Source organism: Streptomyces sp. NPDC026062, from assembly GCF_055568375.1.
This window is the reverse complement of record NZ_JBVHOQ010000033.1, coordinates 30,645-44,701: the sequence shown is the minus strand read 5'-3', so window position 1 is coordinate 44,701 and position 14,057 is coordinate 30,645. Positions and strand designations below refer to the sequence as shown.

Here is a 14,057-nt window from a genome sequence, read left to right as displayed (position 1 = left end):
TGCCGCTCCGGTCAACGGAAACGGAATCCTCCGGTACACGAGTGGCCGCTTTGCCGAGAGGAGGGGCTCCCGGGTTCCGTGACGCGGCGCGCACCCCCGCCCCGCAGCGGTGCTCATGTCGCCCTTATGTGGATCCGACCCCTGTGAGGATCGACACGAAACGGGCAAACGATCACAGTTGGCTGTCAGAGTGACGGTTCTCAAGGCCATGCGTTCCCTCGCGACGGTTCTGCCGAACCTCCGTCGGGGCCACGAACCCGCAGGGAGTACGTCCCTTGGCTGCCATCGCCCGCTGGTGCGTCACGCACCGCCTCCTCGCCGTCCTCATCTGGCTGCTCGCCCTCGGTGGCACCGCGGCCGCAGCAGCGTTCGCGGGTTCCGCCTACTCCAACGACTACGAGGCCCCAGGCACCGAGTCCGGGCGGGCCGCCGAGCTGCTGAAGAGCGGCTTCACGGATCTCGGCGGCGACACCGACACCATCGTCTGGCACACCGACGACTCCACCGTCCGGGCCGCCGACGTCAGGCAGAAGATGACCACGGCCCTGCACGAGGTGGAGCGGCTGCCCGGCGTCGGAGCCGTCAGCGGGCCCTACACGGGCACCGGTTCCGGGCAGATCAGCGCGGACGGGCACACCGCCTACGCCACGGTCACCTTCGACAGCCAGGCGGACGACGTACCGGTCGCGCAGGCCCGCGCCGTCGTCGACACCGCGAAGGCAGCCGAGGGCGGACACCTCCAGGTCGAACTGGGCGGCTCCGCCATCGCGCTCACCGAACCACCGGCCGCGCATCTCAGCGAGGCCATCGGGGTGGCCGTCGCCGCCGTCGTGCTCTTCCTCGCCTTCGGATCGCTCGCCGCCAGCCTGCTGCCCATCGCCACCGCCCTGGTCTCGGTCGGTACGGCGTACGCGGGCATCGTGCTGCTCGGACACGTGATGACCGTCGCCGACTTCGCACCCATGCTGGGCATGCTGGTGGGGCTCGGCGTCGGCATCGACTACGCGCTCTTCATCGTCACCCGGCACCGCGGCGGACTGCGGCGCGGCATGACCGTACCCGAGGCGGCGCAGCACGCGGTCGCGACGACCGGCCGGGCCGTCGTCTTCGCCGGCGCCACCGTCTGCATCGCGCTGCTCGGCATGCTGATCCTGCGGCTGAGCTTCCTCAACGGTGTCGCCATCGCTGCCTCGCTCACCGTCGTGCTGACCGTCGCTGCCTCCGTCACGCTGCTGCCCGCGCTGCTGTCGCTCATCGGCATGCGGGCGCTGAGCCGGCGCGAGCGCGGGCGGCTGGCCGAGCACGGCCCCCGGCCGGAGCTGCCCACCGGCTTCGCGGCCCGCTGGTCCGCGTTCGTGGAGCGTCACCCCAAGCTGCTCGGCGGCCTCGCCGTCGTGGTGATGCTGGTTCTCGCACTTCCCACGTTCTCGCTCCACCTGGGCAGCTCCGACCAGGGCAACAACGCGAAATCCTCGACCACCCGGCAGGCGTACGACCTGCTGGCCGACGGGTTCGGGCCCGGCGTGAACGGCCCGCTGACCGTCGCCGCGCACCTGGACGGCGCCGACGACCGGCTCGCGATGGACGCCCTGCCCGCCGTGCTGCGCGCCACCGACGGGGTCGCACAGGCCTACCCGGTGACGTACAACGCCAGTGGGGACACCGCCTACGTCACCGTCGTCCCGGACTCCGCACCGCAGTCCCGGCAGACCAGCGAGCTGGTCGAACGGCTGCGGACGGACATCCTGCCGAAGGCGTCCGAGAACACCTCGCTCCAGGCCCATGTGGGCGGGGTGACGGCGAGCTACGACGACTTCGGCCGGGTCGTCATCGGCAAGCTGCCGCTCTTCATCGGTGCGGTCGTCGGCCTCGGCTGCCTGCTCCTGCTGATGGCCTTCCGATCGGTCGGCATCCCGCTGAAGGCGGCGGTGATGAACGTGGCGGCGGTGGCCTCCTCGTTCGGTGTCGTCGTGGCGATCTTCCAGTGGGGCTGGGGGAGCGAACTGCTCGGACTGGGCAGCGCGGGCCCCATCGAGCCCTTCCTGCCGGTGATCATGGTGTCCGTGCTCTTCGGCCTCTCGATGGACTACCAGGTGTTCCTGGTCGGCCGGATGTACGAGGAGTGGCTGGAGACCGGCGACAACCGGCGGGCGGTCAGGGTCGGCCTCGCCGAGACCGGCCGGGTGATCAACTCGGCCGCCGTGATCATGATCTCGGTCTTCCTCGCCTTCGTGCTCAGCGGCGACCGGGTGATCGCGATGTTCGGCATCGCGCTGGCCGCGGCCGTGGCCCTGGACGCCTTCGTGCTGCGCACCCTGCTGGTCCCGGCGCTGATGCATCTGCTGGGCGGGGCGAACTGGTGGCTGCCCGGCTGGCTGGACCGGCGGCTGCCGCGCATCAGCATCGAACCGCCCGGCTGCGGGGTGCCGCGTGCGGGGGCCCCGGGGACGTACCCGGGCGGGGCGGGGACGGAGACCGGGAAGGGGACGGAGACCGGGATGGGGGCCGGGACCGGGAGCGGCGAGGTCGCGGCGACCGCTCAGCGCGTGCGTTGAGCGGTACGGGCCGGGGTGTGAGCCATGACTCGGAGACCGGTGCCGGCCCCGGAACCCCGGGCCCGGCAGAGCCGGTACGGGACGGGGGAGCCGGCCCCGGACGGTGCGTTAAGCGGGCTCTCATCTGCCGCGCCTAGCGTGCGGAAGATGAACCCCACGACTCCCACTACTCCCACCGCTCCCGTCGCCGAGGGCGACGGCGAGTCGGACACCACCGCGCGGAAGACCGCTGACAAGACCCTCGACAAGACCGCGGACAAGGCGGGCCCGGAGCCGGAGACCGGTGCGGACGGGGATCTCGACCCGGAGCAGGATCTCGGCCCGGAGCTGGACGATGAAGAGCCGGACGACGAGTCGTCCGGCCTCGCCACCGCCGCCGCGGCCGTGGTCTCCGCCGGACTGGGCATCGTCTCGCTCACCGGAGCCTGGAGCGGCAGGGTCGCCGCCGAGCGCGAGACGCTGATCGGGCAGATCAAGACCTCGTCCGGCGGGTCCGCCGCCCAGCAGATCTCCGAGATCTACGGCGACGCCTGGCACGCCACCGCGCTGGTCAACGGCCTCTTCGGCCTGCTCGCCCTGCTCGTCGGCGGCTACGTCCTGGTCCGCCCGGCGTTCGGCGCCCCGTCCGCGCACCCGCGGCCGGGCTGGATCCACGCGGTCGCCAAGGGAGGGATCGCCCTCGGCGCTCTGGGTGTGCTGATCGCGGTGTGCATGTACTTCGACCTCATCGTCGCCCTGCCGACGGCCGGCTGAGAGCTGTCCCGCCGGGATCCGGGCGGGCAGCCCCGAGACTCCGTACGGCGGACGGCGGACGGCGGACGACGGACAGCGGACGGCAGACGGCAGGCGGCAGTTCGGTGAAGCGTTCCGCAGCCGGTTCTGCCCGCCCGCGAAGATCACCGTCACCGGGTTCCTCCGTACGTCACCCCGCAGCGCGGTCTAAGGCATGTGCGGGCGCCCCGGCAGGGCGCCTGCGGCGGCGTGAGCCCCTCCCTAAGGCCCCCGGCCGCCACAGATGCGGAACTCGCCCGATGCGGCACCACCCCCTGGGGGACGACAGTGGTGGCACGGCAGAAGCACTGCCGCCACCGAGGCCCAACGGGCCCGTCCCCAGGGGGAATCGCATGTACGAGCTGGAACTCCACAAGGTCCTGGCAGCCGAACTCGTCCGCCGCGCCGAGCGTGAGCGCCTCGTCCGGGAGGCCCGCCGGGCCCACAAGGCGGCGCGCGGCTCCGTGAGCCAGGAACGGGAGAGGACGGTGAGTGCGGACAGGGAGCGGGAGCGGTTCGCGCACGCCGCGTAGGGGCGGACGGCCATGGCTGCCCGGCTTCCCGGCTCCCCGCTGTCGGACCCGTGTGCGATGCTCGGCGACGTGGAGACCAGGTCAGTCAGTCCCGTGTTCGTCGGCCGCGCACGTGAACTCGGTGCGCTCACCGACGCGCTCGCCGCCACCGCCCCGTCCGGCGGTGGCGGCGAGCCGCAGGCGCTGCTCATCGGCGGCGAGGCGGGCGTGGGCAAGACCCGGCTGGTCGAGGAGTTCCTCGCGGTGGCGGTCCGCCGCGAGGCCGTCGTCGCCGTCGGCGGCTGTGTGGAGATCGGAGCCGACGGCCTGCCGTACGCCCCCTTCTCCACCGCCCTGCGCGCGCTGCGCCGCATCCTGCCCGAGGAGTTGGCCGCCGCCTGCGCCGGCCAGGAGGGCGAACTGGCCCGTCTCCTTCCGGAACTCGGCGAGGCCGGCCGGGACGCGGCCGACGAGCACAGCACCGCCCGTCTCTTCGAGCTCACCGCCAGACTCCTGGAACGCATCTCGGCGGACCGCACCGTCGTGCTCGTCCTGGAGGACCTGCACTGGGCCGACTCCTCCACCCGGCACCTGCTCGCCTACCTCTTCCGTACGCTGCGCAGCGGCCGTCTCGTCGTGATCGGCACCTACCGGGCCGACGACATCCACCGCCGCCACCCGCTGCGCCCCCTGCTGGCCGAGCTGGACCGGCTGCGTACCGTGCGCCGCATCGAGCTCTCCCGGTTCAACCGGGCCGAGGTCCGCCGCCAGCTCGCCGGTATTCTCGCGGGCACCCCCGAACCCGCCCTGGTGGACGAGATATTCGAGCGCTCCGACGGAAACGCCTTCTTCGTCGAGGAGCTCGCCTGCACCCTGGAGTGCGGCGACGGGACCGGGCTGCCCGACTCCCTGCGCGACCTCCTCCTCGTCCGCGTCGAGGCACTGTCCGACGACGCCCAGAAAGTCGCCCGCATCGTCGCCGAGGGCGGATCCGCGGTCGAGTACGAACTGCTGGCCGCCGTCGCGGGCCTCGCCGAGGACGAGCTCATCGAAGCCCTCCGCGGGGCCGTGGGAGCCAATCTGCTGCTCACCACCCCGGAGGGCAACGGCTACCGTTTCCGGCACTCCCTGGTCCGTGAAGCCGTCAGCGACGACCTGCTCCCGGGCGAACGCTCCCGGCTCAACCGCCGCTACGCCCAGGCCCTGGAGGCCGACCCCTCTCTCGTCCGTGACGGGGAACGCGCCACGCGTCTGGCCAGCTACTGGTACGGGGCACACGACCCGGCCAAAGCCCTGCCCGCCGTACTGAAAGCCTCGGTCGAAGCCCGCCACCGCAACGCCTACGCCGAGCAACTGAGGCTGCTGGAAAGGGCGATGGAACTCTGGGACGACGTCCCCGAGGCGATACGCGGCACACTGCGCCCCATCGACTACGCCGAGGTCTATCCGGCCTGCGGCCGTGACGGCTCCACCCCGCTGAGCCATCTCGATCTGATGGCCGAAGCCACCGTCGCCGCCCGCTTCGGCGGTGAGCGCGAACGGGCCCTCGCCCTCTGCAAGAAGGCCCTGCGCATCCTGGAGGGCGAGGACGACGCCCTGCGTGCCGCCTGGTTCTGGGTCCAGCGCTCCCGTCTGGTCCAGGACCTCACCCGGGGCGACGGCTGGGACGAACTGGCCACGGCCGAGGAGCTGGTCCGCGGCCTGCCCCCGTCCGCCGTGCACGCGGACGTCCTGACGAGCGTGGCCGGCTGGGGCGCCCTGCACCGGCCCGGTGCCGATACCCTTGCCGCCGCCGACCGGGCCGTGGAGTATGCCCGGCTGGTCGGGGACGAGTACATCGAGTTGCACGCCAGGCTCACCCGAGGCTGGCTGAACGCCGATGCCGGAGCCGTCGACGAGGGCATCGCTGAGATGTACGCCGTCCGTGACCGGGCCGATGAGCTGGGTCTCGTCGGCATCGTGGGCCGCGCCGGCATCAACCTGCCCTCCACCCTCGAAGCGATGGGCCGCTCGCTGGACGCGGTGGCCGCCGCCGACCACGGCATCAAGGGCTGTCACAGCCACGGTGTGGCGGACATGGAGGCCTGGGTCCGTACCAACCAGGCGATGTCACTGTTCTCCCTCGGCCGCTGGGACGAGTCCCTCGCCACCACGGAGGCCGCCGCGCGCAAGGCGCTGTCCCGGAAGGCCCAGGCGCTGGTCGCCGCACGCCGTACCGAAGTGGCCCTGGCGCGTGGGGACATCGCCGAGGCGGAACAGCAACTGGCGCTGACCATAAGGAGATTCGGCTCCAGTGACCCGCAGCCGCAGCACGTCATCAACACCGTCCGCCACACCGTCACCATCGCCGTGCAGCAGGGGAACCTCCCCGAAGCGCGGGCGGCCTTCGAGGCCCAGGCGGCCGAGGGCTTCCCGACCGGCACCCAGCGCTACGCCTTCCCGCTGCTGCACGTCGTCGCGGCGGCCGAGGCCGACGCCCGGGGGCTGCCCGCCACCGAACCGGGCCGGCCGGGCATCCTCGCCCTCGTGCGGAGCCACCTCAAGCGGCTGCCGGCGCTCGTTCCGGTATGGGCCGCCCACGGTGTGCTGATCGACGCCGAACTGGCTCGGGCCGAAGGCCTCGACACCCCGGATCACTGGTCCCGAGCCGCCCGCGCCTTCCTGCCGCTGCACCGTCCGTACGAACTGGCGCAGATCCGCCACCGCTGGGCCGAGGCCCTGCTCATCGCCTCCGGCGACCGGGCCGAGGCCACCACCCTGCTGCGCGATGCCCACAGCACCGCCCGGAGCCTCGGGGCGCGCCCGCTGACCGAGACCATCGAACTGCTGGCGGGCCGCGCCCGCATCACCCTCACCGGGGCCGGTCCCGGCCGGGGCGAGGACATTCCGGTCGCGGTGACCGTTCCGGACCAAGGAGACGAGCAGGGGGGCCAGGACCACTCGGAGGATCAGCTCAGGGCCGCGGCGGCCGCCGCGGTGGAGTCCTTCGGGCTGACCCCGCGCGAGCAGGACGTGCACCGGCTCGTGGCCGCAGGCCACACCAACCGCAGGATCGCCGAGGAGCTCTACATCTCGCCCAAGACGGCGAGCGTGCACGTCTCCAACATCCTGGCCAAGCTCGGCGTCACCGGCCGGGGCGAGGCGGCGGCGCTCGCCCACCGGCTGCGGCTGTACCGGATGCCGAAGGACTTGTAGGCCTGCGGCCGGACGCCGCTCCGGGCGGGCCCGGCCGCTCCGGGCCCGGAGAGGTCAGGCCCGCAGCCGGGCCCGGTGGGGCCGGGCCGGTGAGGTCAGGCCCCGTCCCCGTCGCCGTCCGCGCCGCCCCCGTCGCTCCCGGATCCGCCGCCCCCGTCCGGATCGCCGTCGTCCGGGTCGTCGGGGCCGCCGCCCGTCCCGACGGGGTCGCCGTCCCCGTCCTCGTCACGGCGACGGACCACCACCTTGCCCGAGGTCAGGTCGATGGGCCCGCGCGCGGGGTCGCCGACGCCGAGATCCACCCGGGTCAGCTCCAGCCGCTTCTGTTCCTCGGCGGTGTGCTTACGGCCGGGGGCGAAGAGTTCCTCGAAGAAGTTGAACACGGGCCGCGCACCCTTCCCGTCGCTGTAGCCGCTAACGCACCTCGACCACCAGGATCCTGTCGTCTCCCGGCTTCGGGGTACCGCGGGAGTCCGTCTCGCTCGTCACGAGCCAGAGCCTGTCGCCGCCCGCCGCGAGCACGGTGCGCAGACGGCCGTACTTCCCTTCCAGGAACGACTGGGGTGCCGCCAGAGGTTCCTTGTCCGCCGTACCGGACAACGGAATCCGCCAGAGCCGCTCACCCCGCAGGCCGGCCATCCAGATCGATCCCTTGACGAAGGCGGTACCGCTAGGGGACGCCTCGGACGTCTTCCACTGTGCCACGGGATCGATGAACCCGGCCCGGCCCGCCTTGCCCTCGGCCTCCGGCCAGCCGTAGTTCCCGCCCGGCACGATCCGGTTCAGCTCGTCCCAGGTGTCCTGGCCGAACTCGGACGCCCACAGCTGTTTCTGCCCGTCCCAGGCCAGACCCTGGACATTGCGGTGACCGTACGAATACACCACGGAGTCGGCCTGCGGATTGCCGTGCAGCGGCTCACCGTCCGGGGTCATCCGCAGGATCTTGCCGGCCAGCGACTCCTTGTCCTGGGCGCGGCCGTCGTCCCCCGTCTCGCCCGTGCCCGCGTACAGCATGCGGTCCGGGCCGAAGGCGATGCGGCCGCCGTTGTGGACGGCCCCCTTCGGGATGCCCCGCAGAATCGTGTCCGGGGCGCCCAGCAGCTGACCGGGGGTCGTCCCCTTCTCGTCGTAGAGCATGCGGGCGATGCGGTTGTCCGAAGCGGTGGTGAAGTACGCGTACACCAGATGGTCCGTGCCGTAGTCGGGGGAGACGGCGAGGCCCAGCAGCCCGCCCTCGCCGGCCGGTGCCACCCCCGGCACGGTGCCCAGCAGCGTCTTCTTCCCGTTCTTCGCACTGATCCGGGTGATCGTCCCCTTGTCGCGCGAGGACACCAGCAGATCGCCGTCCGGCAGCTTCGCGAGACCCCAGGGCGATTCCAGGCCCTCCGTGAGGGTGGACACCACCTTGACCGAGCCCTTCGCGGGCGGCAGACCGGCCGAAGGGACCGAGGCCGACGGCGACGGGGACGGCGAGGCCGTCCGGCTCGGCGGCGGCGCCGACGAGCCCGCCGGTGAGCTCACGCCCTGGCCCGCCGTGCTCTCGGCCCCCTCCTGCGAGGAGCACCCCGCCGCGAGCATCAGAGCGCCCGCCGCGAGCACGGCCACCGCACCCCGCCGCGCGCCGTGACCACTTCCGAGGGGCGTCGCGCGACGCCCCACCGGTTCCCGCACAGATCCGAACCTCGCACCGCGCACAGCACCGACCCCTTCGACGACCGCCTGTCCCCCTGTTCTTACACCGCGGCCGCGTCCAGGGTTCCCGAAGCCGGCGGACTTTCTCGCCGGGCGGCCGGACTTCATCCGCCGACGGCCGTGCGCCGGCGCTCAGTCCCACGACTCCCGGGCGGCCGGCAGCCGGTCGATCTCGGCGAGGTCCCGCGCCGTCAGCGTCAGCCCGGCCGCCCCCGCGTTCTCGACGGCCCACCGCGCCTGCTTGGTCCCCGGCACCGGAACCACCTGGGGCCCCTGCCCGAGCACCCAGGCCAGTGCCACCTGGGCCGGCGTCGCCCCGTACCGTTCCGCGACCCGCCGCAGCCCCACCAGCACCGGCTGGTTCGCCGCCATCATCTCGGCCGTGAACCTCGGATGCCTGGCCCGCAGGTCCTCCGGCTCGAAACCCTGCCCCGGAGTGAGCGTCCCCGTCAGATAGCCGCTGCCCAGCGGCATCGCGGCCAGTACCCCGACGCCGCGCGCCGCACACCACGGAAGCAGCGCCTCCAACGCCTGCGGAGACCACACCGAGAGCTCCGCCTGCACCGCGCTCACCGGAAAGACCTGCTGGACCCGCTCCAGCTGCCGGATCGTTTCGTCGTACGTACGCGATCCGGGCCGCCGCCCGGCCCTGGCGCCGACCGCGCACAGCCCGAGCGCCCGCACCTTGCCCGCGCCCACCAGCTCCGCCATCGCGCCCCAGGTCTCTTCGACGGGTACCTCGGGATCGGCCCGGTGGAGCTGGTACAGATCGATCACATCCGTCTGCAGACGCCGCAGGGAGGCGTCGCAGGCCCGCTTCACGTAGCCCGGCCTGCCGTTGGCCACGATGTGCTGATCGCCCACCAGCAGCCCGCACTTGGTGGAGAGGAAGGCCTGCTCACGGCGCCCCTTCAGCGCCCGCCCCACCAGCAGCTCATTGGTGAACGGCCCGTACATGTCGGCTGTGTCGAGCAGGTTCACGCCCGCGTCCAGCGCCGCGTGGACCGCGCGCAACGCCTCGTCACCACGCCGTCGCGAGGCGCTGTACGCCCAGCTCATCGGCATGCAGCCGAGACCGACCGCACCCACGGCGAGCGCCGCCGCACCGACACTTCTGCGCTCCAACTCCCCGAACCCTCCCTCGCACCGCACCCCCCAAGCTAACCTCTGCGTCCCGGCGGGCTTCGCATAGCCTCCTGACCATGACTTCCACCACGCGTTCCGCCGATGCGCCCGATGTCTGGCTGCCCTTCGAGGCCGATGAGATCGACGGGCTTCCCCAGGGTCTCAACTACCGCTTCTGGGACGGCGGGCAGGACTTCCCCGCCGACCCCGCGCACTGCGCGTTCTACGTCGTCCCCTACATGAAGGGACCCGTGGTCGCGGTCCGTCCGCTCGACGGCATGGGCGCCGTCCAGGTCGTGCAGACGCTCTCCGCGGGCATCGACCACGTCGAGCCGGGCCTCGGGCTGTTGCCCGCGGGCGTACGGCTGTGCAACGCCAAGGGGGTCCACGAGGCCTCCACCGCCGAGCTCACCCTCGCGCTGATCCTCGCCTCACTGCGAGGGTTCCCCGGATTCGTGCACGGCCAGGACAAGGAGGAGTGGCGGTCCGGCTTCTACCCGGCCCTCGCCGACAAGTCCGTGCTGATCGTCGGCTACGGATCGATCGGCTCGGCCATCGAGGACCGGCTCGCGCCGTTCGAGTGCGCGCGGGTGGCGCGCGTCGCACGCTCCGCCCGGACAACCGCACGCGGGCCCGTACACACACTCGACGATCTGCCCGCACTGCTGCCCCGGGCCGACATCGTCGTTCTGTCCACCCCGCTGAACCCGTCCACACAGGGCCTGGTCGGCGAGGACTTCCTTTCCGCGATGCCGGACGGCGCGCTGCTGGTGAACGTGGCCCGCGGCGGAGTCGTGGACACCAAGGCCCTGTTGTCCGAACTCGAGTCCGGCCGGCTGCGCGCCGCTCTCGACGTCACGGACCCGGAACCACTCCCTTCCGGCCATCCGCTCTGGCATGCTCCCCACGTCCTCATCACTCCGCATGTCGGGGGCAGCACCTCGGCGTTCCTGCCGCGCGCCAAGCGACTGCTCGCCGGACAGCTCACCCGCTTCGCCGCGGGGGAGCCGCTGCACAACGTCGTACGCACCACCGGCTGAACACGCTACGGGCTCGTTCCGTGCCGCTCCGTGGCGACAACTCCGCAGGTCGTCACGGAGAGTAGAGGAACTATGTCCCTGTGTGACGAGTCTGGTGTATCGTCCCGAAAGGGAGGCTGTGCCGTGGAAGGGGCGGCGCCGGGGAGGAAGCCACACGCGAGGGGGCGACGGGCGATGTACGGCCGAAGGGCGAACGATCCGACACGGCGAAGCGGCCGACGGCTGCCCTCGGTGCGCCGCCCCCGCAGCCGTCGGGCGGTCTCGGGGATGCCCCGGTGAGCGCGCCGGCGAGCGCCCGCGCGGCATTCCTCGCCCGCCGCCCGGCCGTGGGTCATGCGCCCGCGCTGGTCCCCAGGCTCCTCCTCGGGCTCGTCTGCGCCGGATACGCGGTGGGTGCGGGCGTGGGCTGGGGATCGGAGCGACTTGCCCTGTTCATGGGGGACTTCGGCCTGAGCGCGGCAGCCCTGGTCGCCGCCGTCTCCTGCTTCCTGTTCGCCCGCACCGCGGAGCACAGACTCCGGCCGGCCTGGCTGCTGTTCTCGCTCTCCTCCCTGATGGCCGCGACGGGCAACGCGGTATGGGGCTGGTACGAGGTCGTGCGCGAGGCCGATGTGCCCAGCCTCTCCCTGGCCGACCTCTTCTTCCTCTGCTTCGCACCGCCCGCCATCGTCGGACTGCTCGTCCTCGCCAAACGCCCCGTCACCCGGGCCGGCTGGGTCTGCCTGGCTCTCGACTCATGGCTGATCGGCGGATCGCTCCTCACGCTCTCCTGGAGCCTCGCTCTCGCCCACACCGCGCACGTGGCGGATGTCGAGGGCGCGAGCGTGGCCCGCGCGGCGCTCTCGCTGGCCTATCCGCTGCTCGACATCGTGCTGGTCTCCATGGTGCTCGCGCTGCACTTCCGCCGCTCCAGCGTCAACCGCGCCGCGGTGAACACCGCCATCGCGGCACTGGCCCTCACCGTCCTGTGCGACGCGCTGTTCACCTCACCACTGCTGCGCCAGGCCTACCAGTCCGGCAGGCTGCTCGACGCCGGCTGGTTCGCCGGATCGCTGCTCCTCGCGTACGCCCCCTGGGGGGTCGCCCGGGACGAGACCGAGGACGACGCCGACCGGCAGCAGCTCGTACCCCGTACCACCAGCCGCCCCATCTCCGGATCCCTGGCGGCGCTGACCCCGTATCTCGCCGCCGCCGTCTGCACCCTGGGCATCCTCTACAACGTCATCGAGGGCCGCCGGGTGGACCGCGTCGTGGTCTTCACCGGATGCACGGTGGTGCTCGCGCTGGTCGTCCGGCAGGGCATCATGCTCGTCGACAACATCGCCCTCACCCAGGAACTGGCCCAGAAGGAGAACCACTTCCGCTCCCTGGTGCAGGGATCCAGCGATGTCATCATGATCGCCGCCCCGACCGGCATACTCCGCTACGTCAGCCCCGCCGCCGCCGGAGTCTACGGACGCGAGGCGGACGATCTCGTCGGCGCCGAGCTCTCCTCGATCATCCATCCCGAGGACCTCGGCGGCGTGGTCCACGAGGTGCGCCGCTTCCTCGCCGCCCCGCCGGGCGAGGAACCCACCACCCGCATCGAGTGCCGCTTCCGCTCCGGCTCCGGTGACTGGCTGAACGTCGAGTCCACCGTCAACCGCCACCAGGGCGGCCTGATTCTCAACAGTCGCGATGTCACCGAACGCGTGCGTCTTCAGGCCCAGTTGCAGCACAGCGCGGAGCACGACCCGCTCACCGACCTGCCCAACCGGGCGCTCTTCACCGACCGGGTCCGCCGGGCTCTCGGCGGACGCCGGGCGGGTGACGCGGGCACCGCCGTCCTCTTCATCGACCTGGACGGCTTCAAGGCGGCCAATGACCGGCTCGGCCACCAGGCGGGCGACGAGCTGCTGATCCAGGCCGCCCGCCGTCTGGCGGAGTCCGTCCGGGCCGGGGACACCGCCGCCCGTCTCGGCGGGGACGAGTTCGCCGCCCTCATCGTCGGCGACGGCGGACGCGACCAGGCGGCCCGCGAGTTCCAGGTCCACGAGATCGCCGACCGGCTGCGCCTCACGCTCTCCCAGCCCTACCGCGTCGGCGCCGGCGAGGCCCGGGTCACCGCCTCCATCGGGGTTGCCTTCGCCGAGCCCGGCATCACCCCCAATGACCTCATGCGCAACGCCGACCTGGCCATGTACCGCGCCAAGGCCGGCGGCAAGGACCGCGTCGAGCTCTACGCCCCCCAGATGCAGGCCGAGGTGGTGCGCCGCTCCGAGCTGGCGGCCCGGCTGCGCACCGCTCTGCGTGACGGCGAGTTCGCGCTGCTGCACCAGCCCGTGGTCCATCTGGCCAGCGGCTCCGTCGCCGCGGTCGCCGCGCAGGCCCGCTGGCGTTCCGCCCAGGGCATCCTCTTCACGCCCGCCGAGTTCCTCCGCCTGGCCGAGGACAGCGACCGCACCGCCGAACTGGGCCGCTGGCTCCTCGAAGAGGCCGTCGAGCAGGCCGCCGACCGGGCCAGGGACGGCCATCACGTCTCCGTCGTCGTCCGGCTCTCCGCCCGCAGACTGCTCGACAAGGGGCTGCCCTTCGGTTCCGTCGAGGCGCTGCTCACCCGGTACGGACTCCCGTCCGGGGCGCTGATGATCGAGGTGGCCGACAGCGACCCGCGGGTCTCCATCGACGAGCTGGAACAGCGGCTGGTCGCCCTGCGGCGCCTCGGCGTACGCATCGCGCTGGACGGCTTCGGCAGCGGCTACGCCGCGATCAACGCCCTGCGCCGGCTCCCCATCGACGTACTGAAGCTGGACCGCGGCCTGGTCGAGGGCGTCGTCGAGTCCGCCCGGCTGCACAAGATCACCAACGGGCTGCTGCGCATCGCCTGCGACCTCGGCATGCAGTCCGTGGCCGACGGCGTCGACGTCCCGGAACAGGTCCTCGCCCTGCGCGCCATGGGGTGCACGCACGGCCAGGGCATGGCCTTCTCCGGGCCGCTGGACGAGTACCGGCTGCGCCGCGCCCTGGTCCGCGGTGAGTTCCCGGTGCCCGGCAGCCCGGCCGCTCAGCCGGTCCTCGCGGGCGGCTCCGTCTCCCTGCTCAGCGGTTCACATCGTGAGACGCCCGTCCCACCCACTTGACACGTCGAGTGCGTCGGAGAGAGGGTCAATGCCATGCGCACCCGAATT

9 protein-coding genes are annotated in these 14,057 nt (G+C 72.4%); 6 read left to right on the top strand and 3 right to left on the bottom strand.

Annotated features, from left to right (window positions below; genetic code table 11):
• Window positions 1-275: 275 nt before the first annotated feature.
• The 4 genes from ACZ4LX_RS27000 to ACZ4LX_RS26985 all read left to right on the top strand — a co-directional run bounded on the left by ACZ4LX_RS27000 (window position 276) and on the right by ACZ4LX_RS26985 (window position 7,033).
• On the top strand, window positions 276-2,555 hold the full coding sequence (locus ACZ4LX_RS27000; protein ID WP_467649682.1) for an MMPL family transporter: 2,280 nt from the start codon (window positions 276-278) through the stop codon (window positions 2,553-2,555).
• Window positions 2,556-2,702: 147 nt separating this feature from the next.
• Window positions 2,703-3,308, top strand: coding sequence for a hypothetical protein (locus ACZ4LX_RS26995; protein ID WP_467649681.1), 606 nt, complete (start codon window positions 2,703-2,705; stop codon window positions 3,306-3,308).
• 371 nt (window positions 3,309-3,679) lie between these two features.
• On the top strand, window positions 3,680-3,859 hold the full coding sequence (locus ACZ4LX_RS26990; RefSeq protein ID WP_467649680.1) for a hypothetical protein: 180 nt from the start codon (window positions 3,680-3,682) through the stop codon (window positions 3,857-3,859).
• A 57-nt stretch (window positions 3,860-3,916) separates the two neighbouring features.
• Window positions 3,917-7,033 (top strand): helix-turn-helix transcriptional regulator, encoded by a 3,117-nt coding sequence (locus ACZ4LX_RS26985; RefSeq protein ID WP_467649727.1) that lies wholly within the window; start codon window positions 3,917-3,919, stop codon window positions 7,031-7,033.
• 95 nt (window positions 7,034-7,128) lie between these two features.
• Here the strand turns inward: ACZ4LX_RS26985 and ACZ4LX_RS26980 are convergent, their stop codons facing one another.
• The 3 genes from ACZ4LX_RS26980 to ACZ4LX_RS26970 form a co-directional block, all read right to left on the bottom strand.
• Window positions 7,129-7,416 carry a DUF6191 domain-containing protein gene (locus ACZ4LX_RS26980; protein ID WP_467649679.1) on the bottom strand — a complete coding sequence of 96 codons (288 nt, stop codon included), beginning with the start codon at window positions 7,414-7,416 and terminating at the stop codon, window positions 7,129-7,131.
• Between the two features lie 31 nt (window positions 7,417-7,447).
• Window positions 7,448-8,638 (bottom strand): PQQ-dependent sugar dehydrogenase, encoded by a 1,191-nt coding sequence (locus tag ACZ4LX_RS26975; protein ID WP_467649678.1) that lies wholly within the window; start codon window positions 8,636-8,638, stop codon window positions 7,448-7,450.
• Window positions 8,639-8,857: 219 nt separating this feature from the next.
• Entirely contained in the window at window positions 8,858-9,850 is a 993-nt protein-coding gene (locus tag ACZ4LX_RS26970) for an aldo/keto reductase (RefSeq protein WP_467649677.1), read from the bottom strand.
• Window positions 9,851-9,927: 77 nt separating this feature from the next.
• On the opposite strand from ACZ4LX_RS26970, the gene ACZ4LX_RS26965 reads away from it, so the two are divergent.
• Both ACZ4LX_RS26965 and ACZ4LX_RS26960 read left to right on the top strand, forming a co-directional pair.
• The gene (locus ACZ4LX_RS26965; RefSeq protein ID WP_467649676.1) at window positions 9,928-10,890 is read left to right on the top strand and encodes a 2-hydroxyacid dehydrogenase; all 963 of its coding nucleotides are present in this window, start codon (window positions 9,928-9,930) and stop codon (window positions 10,888-10,890) included.
• A 275-nt stretch (window positions 10,891-11,165) separates the two neighbouring features.
• Window positions 11,166-14,009 (top strand): putative bifunctional diguanylate cyclase/phosphodiesterase, encoded by a 2,844-nt coding sequence (locus ACZ4LX_RS26960; RefSeq protein WP_467649675.1) that lies wholly within the window; start codon window positions 11,166-11,168, stop codon window positions 14,007-14,009.
• Window positions 14,010-14,057 lie beyond the last annotated feature (48 nt).

Bases quoted from the DNA above. Each gene is read 5' to 3' on its own strand.
- ACZ4LX_RS26995 (WP_467649681.1), top strand. From the start codon at position 2,703: ATGAACCCCACGACTCCCACTACTCCCACCGCTCCCGTCGCCGAGGGC.
- ACZ4LX_RS26990 (WP_467649680.1), top strand. From the start codon at position 3,680: ATGTACGAGCTGGAACTCCACAAGGTCCTGGCAGCCGAACTCGTCCGC.
- ACZ4LX_RS26985 (WP_467649727.1), top strand. From the start codon at position 3,917: ATGCTCGGCGACGTGGAGACCAGGTCAGTCAGTCCCGTGTTCGTCGGC.
- ACZ4LX_RS26965 (WP_467649676.1), top strand. From the start codon at position 9,928: ATGACTTCCACCACGCGTTCCGCCGATGCGCCCGATGTCTGGCTGCCC.